This is a genomic window from Celeribacter sp. ULVN23_4, from assembly GCF_054788345.1.
Genome location: NZ_JBTVYO010000015.1, coordinates 1 through 14,953, shown reverse-complemented (window position 1 = coordinate 14,953; position 14,953 = coordinate 1). Strand labels below are relative to the sequence as shown.

General features: G+C 60.1%; 13 protein-coding genes. 5 read left to right on the top strand and 8 right to left on the bottom strand.

Going from position 1 to position 14,953, the window contains the following annotated elements; genetic code table 11:
* Positions 1 to 355: nuclear transport factor 2 family protein (locus ACYBHZ_RS19070; RefSeq protein WP_460275905.1), on the top strand; the 355-nt coding region annotated here is incomplete at its 5' end.
* 44 nt (positions 356 to 399) lie between these two features.
* Here the strand turns inward: ACYBHZ_RS19070 and ACYBHZ_RS19065 are convergent.
* The 8 genes from ACYBHZ_RS19065 to ACYBHZ_RS19030 form a co-directional block, all read right to left on the bottom strand.
* Complete coding sequence (locus ACYBHZ_RS19065; protein WP_460275904.1) at positions 400 to 1,548, bottom strand: class II histone deacetylase; 1,149 nt, start codon at positions 1,546 to 1,548, stop codon at positions 400 to 402.
* Entirely contained in the window at positions 1,545 to 2,597 is a 1,053-nt protein-coding gene (locus ACYBHZ_RS19060) for a branched-chain amino acid ABC transporter permease (protein WP_460275903.1), read from the bottom strand. Before ACYBHZ_RS19060 ends, ACYBHZ_RS19065 begins: the two co-directional genes overlap by 4 nt.
* Positions 2,598 to 2,601: 4 nt before the next feature.
* Positions 2,602 to 3,474 (bottom strand): branched-chain amino acid ABC transporter permease, encoded by an 873-nt coding sequence (locus ACYBHZ_RS19055; protein WP_460275902.1) that lies wholly within the window; start codon positions 3,472 to 3,474, stop codon positions 2,602 to 2,604.
* Complete coding sequence (locus ACYBHZ_RS19050) at positions 3,471 to 4,175, bottom strand: ABC transporter ATP-binding protein (protein ID WP_460275901.1); 705 nt, start codon at positions 4,173 to 4,175, stop codon at positions 3,471 to 3,473. The genes ACYBHZ_RS19055 and ACYBHZ_RS19050 overlap by 4 nt, the downstream gene beginning before the upstream one ends.
* Positions 4,175 to 4,936 carry an ABC transporter ATP-binding protein gene (locus ACYBHZ_RS19045; protein ID WP_460275900.1) on the bottom strand — a complete coding sequence of 254 codons (762 nt, stop codon included), beginning with the start codon at positions 4,934 to 4,936 and terminating at the stop codon, positions 4,175 to 4,177. Before ACYBHZ_RS19045 ends, ACYBHZ_RS19050 begins: the two co-directional genes overlap by 1 nt.
* 6 nt (positions 4,937 to 4,942) lie before the next feature.
* The gene (locus tag ACYBHZ_RS19040; protein WP_460275899.1) at positions 4,943 to 6,232 is read right to left on the bottom strand and encodes an ABC transporter substrate-binding protein; all 1,290 of its coding nucleotides are present in this window, start codon (positions 6,230 to 6,232) and stop codon (positions 4,943 to 4,945) included.
* A gap of 48 nt (positions 6,233 to 6,280) precedes the next feature.
* Positions 6,281 to 7,852 carry a GMC family oxidoreductase gene (locus ACYBHZ_RS19035; RefSeq protein ID WP_460275898.1) on the bottom strand — a complete coding sequence of 524 codons (1,572 nt, stop codon included), beginning with the start codon at positions 7,850 to 7,852 and terminating at the stop codon, positions 6,281 to 6,283.
* Between the two features lie 256 nt (positions 7,853 to 8,108).
* A complete protein-coding gene (locus ACYBHZ_RS19030) occupies positions 8,109 to 9,620 on the bottom strand; it encodes an aldehyde dehydrogenase family protein (RefSeq protein WP_460275897.1) in 1,512 nt (503 codons plus the stop codon).
* 370 nt (positions 9,621 to 9,990) lie between these two features.
* Between ACYBHZ_RS19030 and ACYBHZ_RS19025 the strand changes: the two genes are divergently transcribed.
* The 4 genes from ACYBHZ_RS19025 (at position 9,991) to repC (ending at position 14,241) form a co-directional block, all read left to right on the top strand.
* Complete coding sequence (locus tag ACYBHZ_RS19025; protein WP_460275896.1) at positions 9,991 to 10,170, top strand: lytic transglycosylase domain-containing protein; 180 nt, start codon at positions 9,991 to 9,993, stop codon at positions 10,168 to 10,170.
* Between the two features lie 426 nt (positions 10,171 to 10,596).
* The gene (repA, locus tag ACYBHZ_RS19020; protein ID WP_460275895.1) at positions 10,597 to 11,814 is read left to right on the top strand and encodes a plasmid partitioning protein RepA; all 1,218 of its coding nucleotides are present in this window, start codon (positions 10,597 to 10,599) and stop codon (positions 11,812 to 11,814) included.
* Positions 11,811 to 12,818 carry a plasmid partitioning protein RepB gene (gene repB / locus ACYBHZ_RS19015; protein WP_460275894.1) on the top strand — a complete coding sequence of 336 codons (1,008 nt, stop codon included), beginning with the start codon at positions 11,811 to 11,813 and terminating at the stop codon, positions 12,816 to 12,818. The genes repA and repB overlap by 4 nt, the downstream gene beginning before the upstream one ends.
* A 175-nt stretch (positions 12,819 to 12,993) precedes the next feature.
* Positions 12,994 to 14,241 (top strand): plasmid replication protein RepC, encoded by a 1,248-nt coding sequence (repC, locus tag ACYBHZ_RS19010; protein WP_460275893.1) that lies wholly within the window; start codon positions 12,994 to 12,996, stop codon positions 14,239 to 14,241.
* Positions 14,242 to 14,953 lie beyond the last annotated feature (712 nt).

Sequence of the window (14,953 nt, the reverse complement as noted above, 5' to 3'; positions counted from 1 at the left end):
TGGTCAGTTCGGCCGCGCCGAAGGCAAGGCCGCCGTCCGCCGCCATTTCGAAGGCTTCTGGGGCGGCAAGACCGATCCGGCGCTGATCCTCAATTGCCACTATGTGACCTCCGAGCAAATCCACGTCGCCGAGGACGGCCTGACCGCCACCGGTCAATGGGTGCACATGCAGCCCTGGCTGTTCTCCGACGGCAAGGCCCTGCTGCGCTCTTCGCGTCTCTTCAACGCCTTCAAGAAATGCGACGACGGCGTTTGGCGCTACACCCGCAACCGCACGGAGAACGTCTTCGTCGCGCCGCTTCCCGCCACCTGGGCCTCCGATTACCCGTCGAAATCCGTGCTCATGAAACCGTAATCACCTCATCAGAAACGAAAAAAGGGCGCTCAAGGCGCCCTTTTTTATGAGTGTGAAAGGCAACCCCGCTCACAGGCGCAGTATGTCGGATGGTTTTCGAGTGCCGCGATTTGCGCTGCAACGGCCTCCCGGCTCGGTTGTTGTTCGATCATCAGATCGAGGAAAGGATCCGCGACGCCACTGCGGGCCCTGGCCAGTTCCTCGACCACCGCGAGTGCACAGAAAGGTACGTAGCTTTCGGCATAGCCGCCCTCCTGAATGACGCTGAGCCGCCCGTCACAAAGCGCATCGGCCAGCGCCATGGTGCCTCGCGTCAGATGGCGGAAGGTGCCGGAATGCGCCAGCATCCGCGCCAACGGGTCGACGCCATTGGCATCCAACCCGTTCACCACCACGATCATCTCAGGTGCGAATGCGCGGATCTCCGGGGCCACGATGTGATCGAAGGCCGCGACATAGGCGTCATGGCCACAGCCGGGCCAGAGCGGGATGTTGAGATTGGCGCCTTCACCTTCGCCCATGCCTCGGGCCGCGACACCGCTCATTTCGCCTTCGGGCGGAAAACAGCTTTCCTGATGGATCGAGATCGTCAAGACATCCGGGTCATCATAGAAGCAGCCCTGCGTGCCATTGCCGTGATGCACATCCCAATCGAGCACCGCGATGCGTTTGCGACCGGCCTCTTGCGCGGCGCGCACCGCGATGGCGACATTGGCGAAAAGGCAAAACCCCATGGGCATGTCCGGCAGGCAATGATGCCCGGAGGGGCGCGACACCGCATAGCTGCGACGACGCAGGCCCGTGGCCACATCCATCACCGCCTGTTTGACGAGACCCGCAGACTGGCAGGCAATCTCGTAACTGCCGCCCAGAAAGGCCGCGGAAGGGTGAAGTGCCCCGCCGCCTGCATCGCTCAGCGCCTTGAACGCATCGAGATAGCTTTGCGGATGGATGCGCAACAGGTCCTTGGTTTCAAGCGGCGGTGCAGACAGCACATCCAACGCCTCGCTGAGGTCTGATGCATCGATCAAGCCTTTGAGGCGGCGTTTCGGTTCGGGCGAGTCGGCATGGCCCGCCCCGGCGGAGGGCTGAACCCAGCCGCCGACCGGCTGGACCAGAACGGCGGGCGGCGTGGCGAACCAGAGAGTTTTCTCATGAAAGTAAAACGCCAGCCTCTCGGACAGGTGGTTCATGTTTCTCCCTCATCCGCCTTGAACCGTGCGGGCAATTTGCGCGCGGTGCGAAACAGCGGCACGGGTCGGTGTGCGTTCATCAAGCCCCAGATGCCTTTCGGCGCAAAGAGCATCATCAGGATGGCGATCAGGCCGAAGATCAGCATCGACCAGGCCTCCAGCCCCTCCAACATGTCGCGGAGGGCAAAGAACAGCACGGTGCCGAGGATCGGTCCTTCGATGGTGCCGATGCCACCGATCACGACGATGAAGATGACATAGGCCGCCCAGTTGATCGAAAAAGCCGCGTCGGGGCGGACGTTGATCTGGACGATGTAAATCAGCGCCCCCGTGGCCCCGGCGATGGCGGCGGCGAAAAGATAGACGATGCGCTTGGTGCGCTGGGTCTCGACGCCAACGGAACGCGCGCCGTTTTCCGTGTCACGGATCGCCTGAAGCGCCAGACCTGTTTTCGAGCGCAAAAGAAAGAAGACACCGAACACGGCGATCAGGGCCAAAGCGAGACCGGCGTAATAGCCGAGATCCTCGCGCAGATGTCGGTCGAACTGTCCCAAGGAACGCACGGTTCGCCCGCGCCCGCCGCCGAGCCAGTCGATATTGGCATTCACCGCCAGCCGCACGGTTTCGGCGATCACCCATGTGGCGACGGCGAAATAGGCGCCTTTGAGCCGGAACAACAGCCAGCTCGACGGCAGGGCAAGGATCATCGCCACGACAGCGGCCAGAGGGATGGTGAGAAACGGGTTGAGGCCCAGGTCTTCGGCAAAGACCACAAGGCTGTAGGCACCGATGCCGACAAAGGCCTGCTGGCCGATAGACATCATTCCCGCATAGCCCGCCATCAGGTTCCAGGCCTGCGCCAATGCGAGGAAATAGAAGAATTCGAGCGCCGTGCGTTGAAGCGATCCGCCGCCCCAAAACGGTAGGGTCACCAGCGCCACTAGCACAGCGCCAAGAAGGGCGAGAGGCAGGGCGACATGGGCCTCGCGCGCATAGGGCGCGGCGGTCATCGGCGGACGGGTTTCGGTCTCGGATCTGATCTCGGACATGGGTTCAGCCCTTCTCGATGGTCTCGGGGAACAGGCCGGAGGGCCGCACGGCGAGGATGCCGAGGGTCGCCAGATGGCCTGCCAATTGGAAATACGTCGGGCTGATGGCTCCGCCGATGGTCTGCGCAAGGCCGAGGATCAACCCGCCCGCAAGCACGCCGTAGATCGACCCCATGCCGCCGATGATGATCACCTCGAAGGCAAAGATCAGCCGCGCAGGCCCGTCGAAGGGCGAGAAATTCGACCGGATACCCATGATTACGCCGGTGACCGCGATGATGGCAAAGGCCAGTCCCATGGCGAGGCCGTAAATCTTGCGCCCGTCGATCCCCATCAATTCGGCCGTGTTCGGATCGTCCGACGTGGCGCGAAACGCGCGCCCCAGAAGCGTGCGCCCCATAAAGGCCTGAAGCGCGAAGATCAGGACCAAAAGCACGCCCAAAGTGAGGATCGGGAACAGGCCCAGCGTCAGGCCGGGCGCCAGAGTGACACCCATGGTCTCGACCGCACCTTGGCGCAGCACCTGACGGTCGGCGGAAAAGCCCAGAAGCAACCCGTTCTGGATCACGAAAGACAGGCCGAAGGTGATGATCACGGCGGGCATCATGCCGTCCTTGAGCGTGCGATTGAGCACCAGACGCTGGAGCCCGTAGCCGATGCAGAACATCACGGGCACCAAGACGACAAGCGACATCAGCGGCGTGAGGCCCAGGATTTGCGCGGTCAGCAAGGACAAATAGGTGGCCAGGACGATGATGTCGCCATGGGCCAGATTGACCGTGCGCATGATCCCGAAGGTGAGCGACAGGCCCAGCCCGTAAAGCGCGTAAAGCCCGCCCAGAAGGATGCCGTTCAAGGCGGTGGAAAGAGCAATCATTGGCTGGCTCCGAAATAGGCGTCGATCAGGGCCTGACGGTCGATGCCCGCCGAGGCGCCTGCCAGTTCGACATGGCCCTCAAGCAGGCAGGTGACGTGATCGGATACGGACAGAGCCCGGTTCAGGTCCTGTTCGACAAGGACGACGGTGGTGCCCGCAGCGGAGATGTCCGGCAGGCTGCGATAGATCTGATTGACGACGATGGGCGCGAGGCCGAGGGAGATTTCATCCATCAGGATCAGCCGCGGGTTCGACATGAGCGCGCGCCCGATCGCAACCATCTGTTGTTCGCCGCCCGACAGGTCGAGCCCCCGGTTCATCCGGCGTTTCACCAGTTCGGGGAACAGCTCGTAAACCTTGTCCTTGGTCCAGACGCCTTTGCGTTTCGGATAGGAGCCGATGATCAGATTGTCTTCGACCGTGAGCGACGGAAACAGCCTGCGCCCCTCCGGCACCATGGAGATGCCGCGTTTGACGAGATGGCTGGCGGGACGGCCCGCAATGTCGTCGCCATCGAACAGAATGCGCCCCTCCGAGGCTGGAAGCGCGCCGCAGATCGCGCGCAAGAGCGTTGTCTTGCCCGCCCCGTTCGCCCCGACAATGGCGAGGGTCTCGCCCTCTTCGGCCTTGAGAGAAATGCCGCGCAGTGCCTGAAACAGACCGTAGCTGGCGGAGATGTTTTCGACATCCAAAAGCGCCATCACATGACCTCCCCAAGACTGTGATCCTCGCCGAAATAAGCACGTTTGAAGGCCTCGCCCTCCATAACCTCTTTCGGCGCGCCCTCGGCGATCAGCGCGCCGAAATCGAGCGCGATCAACCGGTCGACCACGGCCACCAGCGCATGCACCACATGTTCGATCCAGATGATCGACACGCCGGAGGCATGGATTTCCTTGATCAGCGCCACAAGATCGTGGACCTCGAAATCCGACAGCCCGCCGGCGATCTCGTCGAGCAAAAGCACCTTCGGATCGCAGGCCAGCGCCCGGCTCAGTTCCAACCGCTTGCGCCCCATGAGCGACAGGCTTCCCGCCGATTGGGCGTGGCGATCCAAAAGCCCGGTGCGTTTGAGCGCGGTATAGGCGGCGTCTTCGGCGGCATGACCATGCAGCCCGCCGCCATGAGAGGCGGCGGTCAGCACGTTTTCCCAGACCGAAATTTGTTCGAACGGCTGCGGCACCTGAGAGGTGCGCACGATACCGGCGCGGCAACGCTGCGGCTCCGGCAGAGCGGTGATGTCGCGCCCTTGATAGAGTACCTGTCCCTCGCTGGGCGCAACCGAGCCCGCGAGCATTTTCAAAAGCGTCGTCTTGCCCGCCCCGTTGGGACCAAGCACACCCAGAGCCTCGCCTTTCGTCAGCGAAAATCCGATGGCGTCATTGACCGTCAAGGCGCCATAGCGCTTGGTCAAATCCCGCGCCTCAAGCACGGGACCGTCAGTGTTTTGTTTTTGGGACACGGGGGGTTACCAGATTTTCTCTTGCAGGGTGCCGTTGGTTGCGATCTCGGGCGCCACATCGTTGAAGGTGCAGACCAGCTCATATTCGCCCGCCTCGCTCAGTTGCCATTGTCCGCCAGCGACCGGGGTTTTCGCCACGTTCGGCGCGACCGGGAAGTCGCCCCATTTCACATGGCCGACACAGGTGTCGAGATCGGTCGCGTTCATCGCCTCGACGATGGCCTCCGGGTTGACATCCGTGGTGCGTTTGAGCGTGTCGATCGCCGCTTCGAACAGCGCATGCACATAGCCCGTGCCTTGCAGCCATTGGTTGCCGGTGGCCTCGGCATAGGCGGCGCAAAGCTCTTCGGTGGTCTGGCCGGTGAGCGAGGAGGTATAGGGGAATTGCGGCCCCCAGTAATATTCGCCCGACAGGTTCGCGCCCAGCCCGTCCGGGAAGCTCGCGACCCCTTTCGGCGTCAAGGCCGCCTTGGCGACGGTCACGAATTTCGGGGTGAATCCCATCTGTTTCGATTGCGCCATGAAGGTCGCCAGATCCGGCGGCAGCATCACGCCCGTGACGATCTCGACCCCGGCCTGTTTGAAGGCGTTGATCTCGGCGGAGAAGTCGTCCTTGAGGTTCTGATAGCGGCCCGGATCGACAAGGGTAAACCTGGCATCCTTGAGGGCGGGCGGGAAGCCCAGCTTCGCGTCGGCAAAGGCGATGCCGTCCGGGTCATTGGGCCAAAGCGCGCCCACAACCTTGTTGGTCTCAAGCCCGTTCCAAAGCCCGAAATAGACCTCAAGCAGATCCTCAGAGCCCCAGAAGAAGTGGTTGGTGTAGGAGAACGTCTTTTCACCGGGCACACCGCCGCGCCCGAAATACCAGCTTTGCCAAGGGGTTGCGTTGGAAATACACGGCACACCATTGAGTTCGCAAAGATCGGCGACCGGGTTTGTCGTGTCCGGGGTGGAGCCGACCAGCATGAGATCGACCTCGTCCTGATAGATCAGATCGGAGGCCATATCGCCCGCGCGGTTCGGATCGGATTGGGTGTCCTTGTCGATGATCTCGAAATCGAAACGTCCGGCGGCGGTGTCGATCTTGCCACCCATGGCCGCCCGGATCGCGTCGACCACGAAGCTGTCGCTTTCGGAGATTTGGCTGAGCGCGCCCGAGCGCGGCGAAATATAGCCGACGCGCAGGGTGCCGCCCGCCGCATGGGCGCGGCGTGCCGACAGGATGGAGGGTGCAAAGAGCGTGGTGGCCGCCGTGGCCTTGATCAGTTGGCGCCGGTTCATGTGCAGTTTCGTCATGATGTCAGTTCCCTGTTGTGCGTAGCTGGGTATGTGCGAAAATCTGGGTCAGGCGGTGACTTTACCCTTGATGAGATCGGCGCATTTCTCGCCGATCATGATGGCCGGGGCGTTGGTGTTGCCCGAGGGCACGGCGGGCATGATCGAGGCATCCGCAACGCGCAGCCCTTTGACCCCGTAGACCCGCAGTTCCGGGTCCACGACGGACAGCGCATCCGTGCCCATTTTGCAGGTGCCGACCTGATGGTGATAGCTGCCCACGGCGGAGCGGGCATACTCGGCCAGCGCGGTGTCGGTCTGCACCTCCGGCCCCGGATAAACCTCCCGCACCACCCAGTCTTCGAGCGCCGGTTGCGCGGTCAGCTCGCGGATTTGCTTCATCGAGGTCACGAGACAATCGACATCGTATTGCGTCGACAGAAGGTTCGGGTCGAGCGCCACCGGATCGTCGATCCCCTTGCCGGTCAGCAGCATCTCGCCCCGCGACGACGGGCGCACGCCTGCGGCATGAAGCGTAAAGGCGTTCATCGGCCCCTCCTGACCCGGCGCATAGGCGGGGACGGAGAAGAACAGCGGCTGCAAGTCCGGCACCGCCATATCGGGATGGGATTTGGTGAACATATGCACCTGCATCGGCGGCAGGTTGGGGTTCGTCGGGAAGGGGTAATCTTCCTTGCTCTCATAGACCATCGGCAGGAAGGTGTGATCGTGCAGGTTCTTGCCCACGCCGGGCAGGTCCGCGATCACGTCGATGCCGATCTCTTCGAGATGCTCTTTCGGGCCGATGCCCGAGAGCATGAGGATTTTCGGGCTTTCAAGCGTGCCCGCCGACAGGATCACCTCTTTGCCCGCGTTGATCGTGACGGAGCCTGTGGCGGTTTTGAGCACGACGGCCTTGACCACCCCGTCCTCAATCACCAGCTTCTCGGCCCGCGCCCCCGACATCACGGTCAGATTACCGCGCTCCCGTACCGGGTCGATATAGCCCGCGGCGGTGGAGGCGCGCGCACCGTCCTTGATGTTGTATTGAATGCGGGAAATGCCTTCGGTGGTTTCGCCGTTGTAATCCTCGTTATAGGGGATGCCCGCCTGAACACCGGCCTCGACCAGCGCTTTCATCACCGGGTGCGGCTCGTAATCCTTGATCACCCGAAGCGGGCCGCCGGTGGCGCGGTAATCATCTTCGCCGCCTTCCCAATCTTCGATCTTCTTGAAATAGGGCAGGACATTTTCCCAGTCCCAGCCATAGCAACCCTGAAGCGCCCATGCGTCGTAATCGGTCTTGTCGCCGCGCACATAGATCATGCCGTTCATCGAGGAACAGCCGCCCATCACCTTGCCACGCGGCCAATAGACCTCGCGATTATGCGCATGTTTCTGCGGCACGGTGGAAAAGCCCCAGTCGTAATCCGAGAACCAGATGTCGATCACCCGCAGCGGCGTGGATACCATGTCGGGCGTGTCGCCATGTCCGGCCTCGACGAGCAGAACCGAGGTATCCGGCTCTTCGGACAGGCGTCCGGCGATGGCACATCCGGCAGAGCCTGCGCCACAGATGATATAGTCGAAAGTCTTGCCGCTCAGTTCCGTGGAGAGCGTCGGGTAGGCATGCGTATTCATGTAAATATCCTGTCAAGTGGCATGAAAAATACAGCCCATGCACATTGGTGCGCATGGAGGGAGAGACCGCGTGAGAGAGTTGGAGTATGGTGTCAGCCGGGGCTGTAAATGACAGTCATGAGATCGTTTCCTCGCTGTTGGGTCAAAACCGCAGCGCCCTCTTTATGGGGTTCGTCTTGCGGGGATGTGCTGCGCAAGCGCGGCACATGAACGATGAAGGGCCACGCGTCAGGGGAATAACGCGAGGCCCCTCACCTTATGCGGAATAAGCCACACATACGGATTTCGTTTCGAGATAGTTCTCAAGCGCGCCTGCGCCGTGTTCGCGCCCGATGCCCGATTGTTTGTAGCCGCCAAAGGGCATGTTCATATCCGGGATGTTATGGGCGTTGACCCAGACCGTCCCGGCCTTGATCTTCGGCACATAGCGCATGAACTTGTTGACATCCTTGGTCCAGATCGACGCGCCCAGACCGTAGATCGTGTCATTGGCGAGGCGCATCGCCTCGTCCCCGTCCTCGAAGGGCGTCACCGAGATCACCGGACCGAACACCTCATTGCGCATGATGGACATATCCTGCGTGGTGTTGGTGAAAATCTCCGGCGCGACATAATAGCCCCGGTTCGGCGTGCCCCCGTTCAAAAGCGGCGTAGCCCCCTCTTCGATGGCCCGCGCGACGCAGGATTTCACGTGCTGCTGATGTTTCGCGGACACCACCGGGTTAATCATGTTCCCGGTCGACAGGCCGCTGCCCATGGGCAGGCTGCCGGCAATCCCGGCGATCACGTCGAGCGCCTTTTCGTAAATCCCTTTCTGGATATAGAGACGCGTGCCAGAGGTGCAGGTCTGGCCGGTGTTGAACATCGTGCCGATGCCCACCGCATTGCCCAGAAGATCGAGATCCATATCGTCGAACATCACCATCGGAGCCTTGCCGCCAAGCTCGAGCGTCACCGGCTTGACGTCTTTCATCGCTTGCGCGCCGATGATCTTTCCGACGCTCGTGGAACCGGTAAAGGTGATCTTGTCTACGCCCGGGTGCGCCACCAGCGGAGCGCCCGCGTCTTCTCCCGTTCCGGTGATCACATTGACCACACCTTCGGGAAAACCCGCGTCGAGGCACAGTTGTGCCAGATACATCGAGGTCAGCGGCGTCTCTTCTGCCGGTTTCAAAACAACGGTGCACCCGGCAGCCAGAGCGGGCGCCAGTTTCCAAACCGCCATCCCGAGCGGGAAGTTCCACGGCGTGATCGCCGCGACGACACCGACAGCCTCCTTGCGGGTCTGAGCCTGATAGCTCATTCCCGGCGGCACGTTGATCGACACGTCAAAGGTCTGACCGTAAATCTTCGTCGCCCAACCGGCCATATAGCGGATGTATTCCGCCGAGGCCTGAACCTCTATCAAACGCGACAGCATCACGTTCTTGCCGTTTTCCAGCGTCTCAATCTGGGCCAACTCCTCGCCGTGATCCTCCAAAAGATCGGCCAGTTTGAGCATCAGGTTTTGGCGCGCAATCGCGGGCAGTGCGGACCAGGGGCCTTCGAAAGCCATGCGTGCGGCCTTCACTGCCGCATCCACATCTTCAGGCCCCGCCGCGGGAACCTGTGCCAGCTCCCCGCCCGTGGCGGGATCATAAACGGCGAAACTTTTCCCGGAGAGAGCCTCGCAGCTCTGAGCGCCGACGGTCATCTTCGGAGCTTTCAGGAATGCGGAAACGGATGGGAGAAGGGACTCCACATCACTGCCGGGCGCAGCAATTTTCATTTTGACCTCCAAGGGACATATGGTGCGGTTTATTTTACCTCTTCTGATATTCGAGAAGCGGCATTTGCATTATTGTTACCGTGAAAGTTGATGCACTCGACGCGCGCTGTCAAATTTAAATGAAAATTAACGCAATATTTTTCTTCTTTTTATATTTCGCACAAATATCGATCAGTTTTTGGGAGGAATGGCGTTGTCGTGTCGCGTCATGCCGCATTTCGGAAACAAAGACATCATGCCGAAATGCCGTTCATCTCACCAACTCGCGAGAGACCAAAAGCGAGCGCCGTAAAGAATTCCAGATGAATTTCAAAGGAATGGGACTGCCAACAAACGGCTAACCTGCGTGTGGCTATAGCTTGACCGGCACATGGGCAATCGTGCCCTGCGGCAGGTCAGCCAAGATGCGGATGACTGGCTTGTCCTGTTCCGCGCCCTGGTCGAGGCCGAAAGCCGCGACACCCCAACCGCCATCAGCCCCAAGGGCGCCTATGGCCTAGGACTGTTGATGCCGGACACCGCCCGTAAGACTCACGCAGTCGGGCGGTGAATGGCTGGGCGAGTTCAACAGGCTAAAGCGTTTCGACTTAAACCTGAATCAGGGTTTGAGCAGAAACGCGGTGCAACGTCCAAGCGGAGCGGGCGTTTCGACTTTATGTGATAGATCAAGTTAAAGTCGAAACGCTTTAGGGTTTGCCCCTTCCGGCCCACGGCGCGTTTGCGGGTTTGGGTGTCATCCGTAAATGCGCGTCTTTTAGGGTCAGACCCCCAGAATGGCGTCTGGTGTCCCCCTGAGTATTTCCTACCAAATATAGAAAATACTTGCACGAATCTGACATCTTCGGCAATAGTCACGGAAAAGAGGCGATAAACGTCAAATTTCGTGAACACGCTTTGACTGTGATGGATCGGGGCGTGGGCAGCAAACTATGCGTCCCATCCAGAAGCGGAGCGCGTGAGAATAAGGGCAGGTCCAATGGCGGACGGTGCATCCAATCATCAAGATCTCAATGAGGTCATTCGTCAACACTCCGAAGCGTTGGCCGCGCAGCTGCATTCGCAGCGCGAAAGCCTGTTTCCGCCGGATGCGTCGAAACAGATGCGCAAGTTCATGTCCGGAGAGGCCGCCGCCCTTCTGGGCGTCAATGATTCCTATCTGCGCAAGCTTCATCTCGATGGCAAAGGGCCCTCACCCGAACTGACCCCCGGCAATCGTCGCCTCTATTCAGCACATGATATTCAGGCGCTTCGGGAGCTTTTGGAAAAAACAGCACGCAAACAGGGCGATTATCTTCCCGGTCGGCGCGCGGCCGCGGAGGGGGGCAATGGAAAATCCCCCGATCACCTTCAGATCATCGGTGTGATGAACTTCAAGGGTGGCTCCGGTAAAACCACGACCTCCGCGCATCTCGCGCAGCGTCTCGCTCTCTTGGGCTACCGCGTTCTCGCCATCGACCTCGACCCGCAGGCGTCCTTGACCGCGCTTCATGGCGTCCAGCCGGAGTTCGATCTCGAAGACGGCGGAACGCTCTATGATGCCATTCGCTATGACGATCCGGTGCCGATCCGCTCCGTCATCCGTCCGACCTATATTCCCAATCTCGACCTGATCCCCGGCAACCTCGAACTTATGGAATTCGAACATGACACGCCGCGCGCCCTGTCTCAGGGCAATGCCGGTCTGTTCTTCTTCCGTGTCCGCGAGGCCCTCGAACAGGTCGATGAAGACTATGACGTGGTGGTGATCGACTGTCCGCCGCAGTTGGGATTTCTCACTATGTCCGCCCTGTCCGCTTCCACGGGCGTGCTCGTGACGATTCACCCCGAGATGCTCGACGTGATGTCGATGTCCCAATTCCTGCGCATGACCGCAGACCTGATGGACGTGATCGCCGAAAGCGGTGCCGATATGTCTCACGATTGGATGCGCTATGTGCTCACCCGCTATGAGCCCTCGGACGCGCCGCAAAACCGGATCGTTGCCTTTCTGCGCACCATGTACGGCGACACGGTGCTCAACGCGCCGATGCTCAAATCCACCGCCATCTCGGATGCGGGCCTGACCAAGCAGACGCTCTACGAGGTCGAACGCTCGGCCTTCACCCGGTCCACCTACGACCGCGCGATCGAAAGCCTCAACGCGGTGAATGATGAGATTGCGGATCTGATCCAGAAAACCTGGGGGCGCTCATGACCACGGGTAAGAAAAATCGGATGTCCATGCTCGACAGCCTCGCCGCTGCCGGAGCCCCCTCCCCCACCACCTCGATGATGTCGAGCAACCGCGCCCTGCGTTCTGCCCGCGATGCCGTCGATGGGCACCGGGTCTGGGATCTCGATCCCGAGCATGTGTTGGATGATCGCCTCGCGGATCGTCTCGATCCCGAGGATGTTGTCGATCTGCGTGACGCGATCGAGGCCAATGGCCAGACCGTGCCCATTCTGGTGCGCCGTCACCCGAGCGAGCCGGATCGTTATCTGCTCGTCTATGGCCGTCGTCGTCTTGAAGCGATCCGCACCTCCGAGAAGGTCGAGAAGGTGCGCGCCTTGGTCGCCAATCTCGATGATGACGCCGCCGTGCGTGCGCAAATCTCCGAGAACATGGCGCGCCGTGACCTCTCCTACATTGAAAAAGCCCTTTTTGCCCAAGAGCTCATCGAGAATGGCTTTGGCACGCAGGCTCAGGTTGCCGAGGTTCTGACGGTCACGAAATCCTCGATCTCCATGGCGTTGACCATTGTCGAGATGGTGGGCTCTGATCTGATCCGGGCCATTGGTCCGGCCCATGGCATCGGCCGTCCACGGTGGGATGGCTTGGGGCGTTCGATTGAAGAGGGGGGCATGGATCGCGAGGCGCTGATCCGCGCGGCCGAGGATGTCTATACCGGAGCGCAGGTCGATATGGTTGTCGAGGGTCAGGCCTCTGAACCCGCCGATCTCTCCGTCGCGGCGTTTGAGGCGGTGGCCAAGTTGGTTGAGAAAGCCAGCAGGAAACGCGCCCCCGCGACGACCTCCTCCGCACCAAAACAACAGCAGGTTCTGACCTTTGACGGCACCCGAGGAGGTGCGGTGAAACGCTCCGCCAAAGGGCTTGCGATCACGCTGGACGACAGCGCCTTTGCCGATTGGATGATGGCCGAGGCCCAGGATTTGATTTCCGAACTTCACACGCGTTGGAAAGAACGCGGCGAAGACTGACGAGCAGAAAACAACAACACAGGAGGCACGAGCCGACAAAAGAAAAGGCCCCGTAAAGACATCGCCCTACGAGACCCTAACTTGTTTCTAGCACCTTCAAGGTAGTGTCGCGCACATCAATTCGCAAGTCCAAAGTGATTCGCGAAGCGGGATTTCTTTGTCTTCGTGAACAAAAATGACCTACACACCCGTCTCGCCGTTTCGGCGAACCATTGATGCTGTCATTTTGAAGCATCAGGCGCGCTCCAATGCGGAGCTGCCCCCCAGTGGCGTGAACAAATGGGAAGCCCTGCGCGAACTTTCCGCCGCACGCGAAGCCTTTGGCCTGACCGATCGTGACATGACGGTCCTTCAGGCCCTCGTGAGCTTTCATCAGGCGACGATTTTGGGCGGCAATGACAGCAATCTGGTCGTGCACCCGTCGAACAAGTCGATCTGTGAGCGCCTGAATGGCATGCCGGCCTCGACGATGCGCCGTCATCTTGGCCGTCTGGTTCATGCCGGTGTCGTGATCCGTCGTGACAGCCCCAATGGTAAACGCTACGCGCGCCGCTTTGGCGAGGAGAAGATCATCTACGGTTTCGATCTTGCGCCTCTCGCGCAGCGCTTCGAGGAGTTCTGTGAGGCGGCGGAGCAGATCAGGGCCGAGCAAGAGGCCTTCCGCCGTCTCAGAGAGGCTGTGAGCCTCATGCGGCGCGATCTGGCGTCTCTCAGCGTCTACGGCGAGGAAGTGCGCCCTGACCTCTCGATTTGGACCCAGTTTTCCGATCTGGCGGCCCTCATCGCCCGGACCCTTCGCCGCAAATTGGATATGGCCGATCTGGAGCGGATCGAGGCGGATTTGAGTGCAGCGCTTGATCGTGCGCGCAACATTCTCGAACCCTCTGTTTCAGAGAATATGAGCACCAATGAGTCTCAGAATGAGCAGCACTATCAGAATTCAAATAAAGACTCTTATGATTCTGAACTTCGCCAAGAATTGGCAAAAGGCGCCGGGGTGGTCTCCCCTGCCCGACCCGATCAACTGGTAGAAAGTGAGAGACAAGAGGTTTCGGAAACAGAAGCGGATCTTGCGCCACCGGAACCGGACATCCCGATGCCCAACCTGCCCTTGGGGCTGGTCTTGCGAGGCTGCCGCGAGATTCAAAGCTATAGCGATGGTGTGATCCGTCACTGGCATCAATTTGTGCGCGCCGCAGAGATGGTTCGACCGATGATGGGGATTTCGCCCTCCGCTTGGGATGAAGCGAAACGCTATATGGGGCCGGTTGAAGCGTCGGTCGTTCTGGCGGCGATGCTGGAGCGTATGTCCGACATTCGCTCTCCGGGCGGGTATCTGCGGAGCTTGAGTGCCAAAGCGGCGGATGGCGGGTTCTCATCGGGTCCGATGATTATGGCTCTTATGCGAAAAGAGGCGGCGTAATCTCGGGTGTGAGGATAAGTTCACAGCTGTGAACTGGGGCGAAGGCATGATGAGGCGAGTGGAGTTCAGAATCTTGATGGGCGTCAATTCAGAGACGGCTTTACATACACTATGCCTGTTTCTCTATCATGGCGTATCTGACGTCATCAGACTGCGCCCGGCCCGCACGGCTCGCTCTTGCTTTATCTCAAATCGTGGCAGGGCTTCAGATGTATAAGGCAGGCTCTATTGCAAATTTTTTGGGACCGCGCGAATGACCAGCTTGCCTAAAGCGTTTCGACTTTAACTTGATCTATCACATAAAGTCGAAACGCCCGTTCCGCTTGGACGTTGCTCCGCGTTTCTGCTCAAACCCTGATTCAGGTTTAAGTCGAAACGCTTTAATGGTCTTCATGCTGGGAGGCGAAGTTTGAGCATGTTCAGTGCTTCGGTGTTGGCGCAAGGATCCGCCGCCCAAAAGTGTTTGGCGGCGGATCATAAGCCGTGGTCTACTGGCTGAGTGTAGACAGAGGCCCACCTGGTAGGGGCAAAACGTATTTTGGTTTAGGCCAAATTCTGTCCAAAAGATGGGGGGATCTGAAGCTCCTCTGGGAGGACTTCCTCCGGGATGTTTTGGAAGCAAACGGGGCGCAGGAAGCGGCGGATCGACAGGGTGCCGACCGAGGTCGCGCCAAAGTTGGTCGAGGCCGGATAAGGCCCGCCGTGTACCATC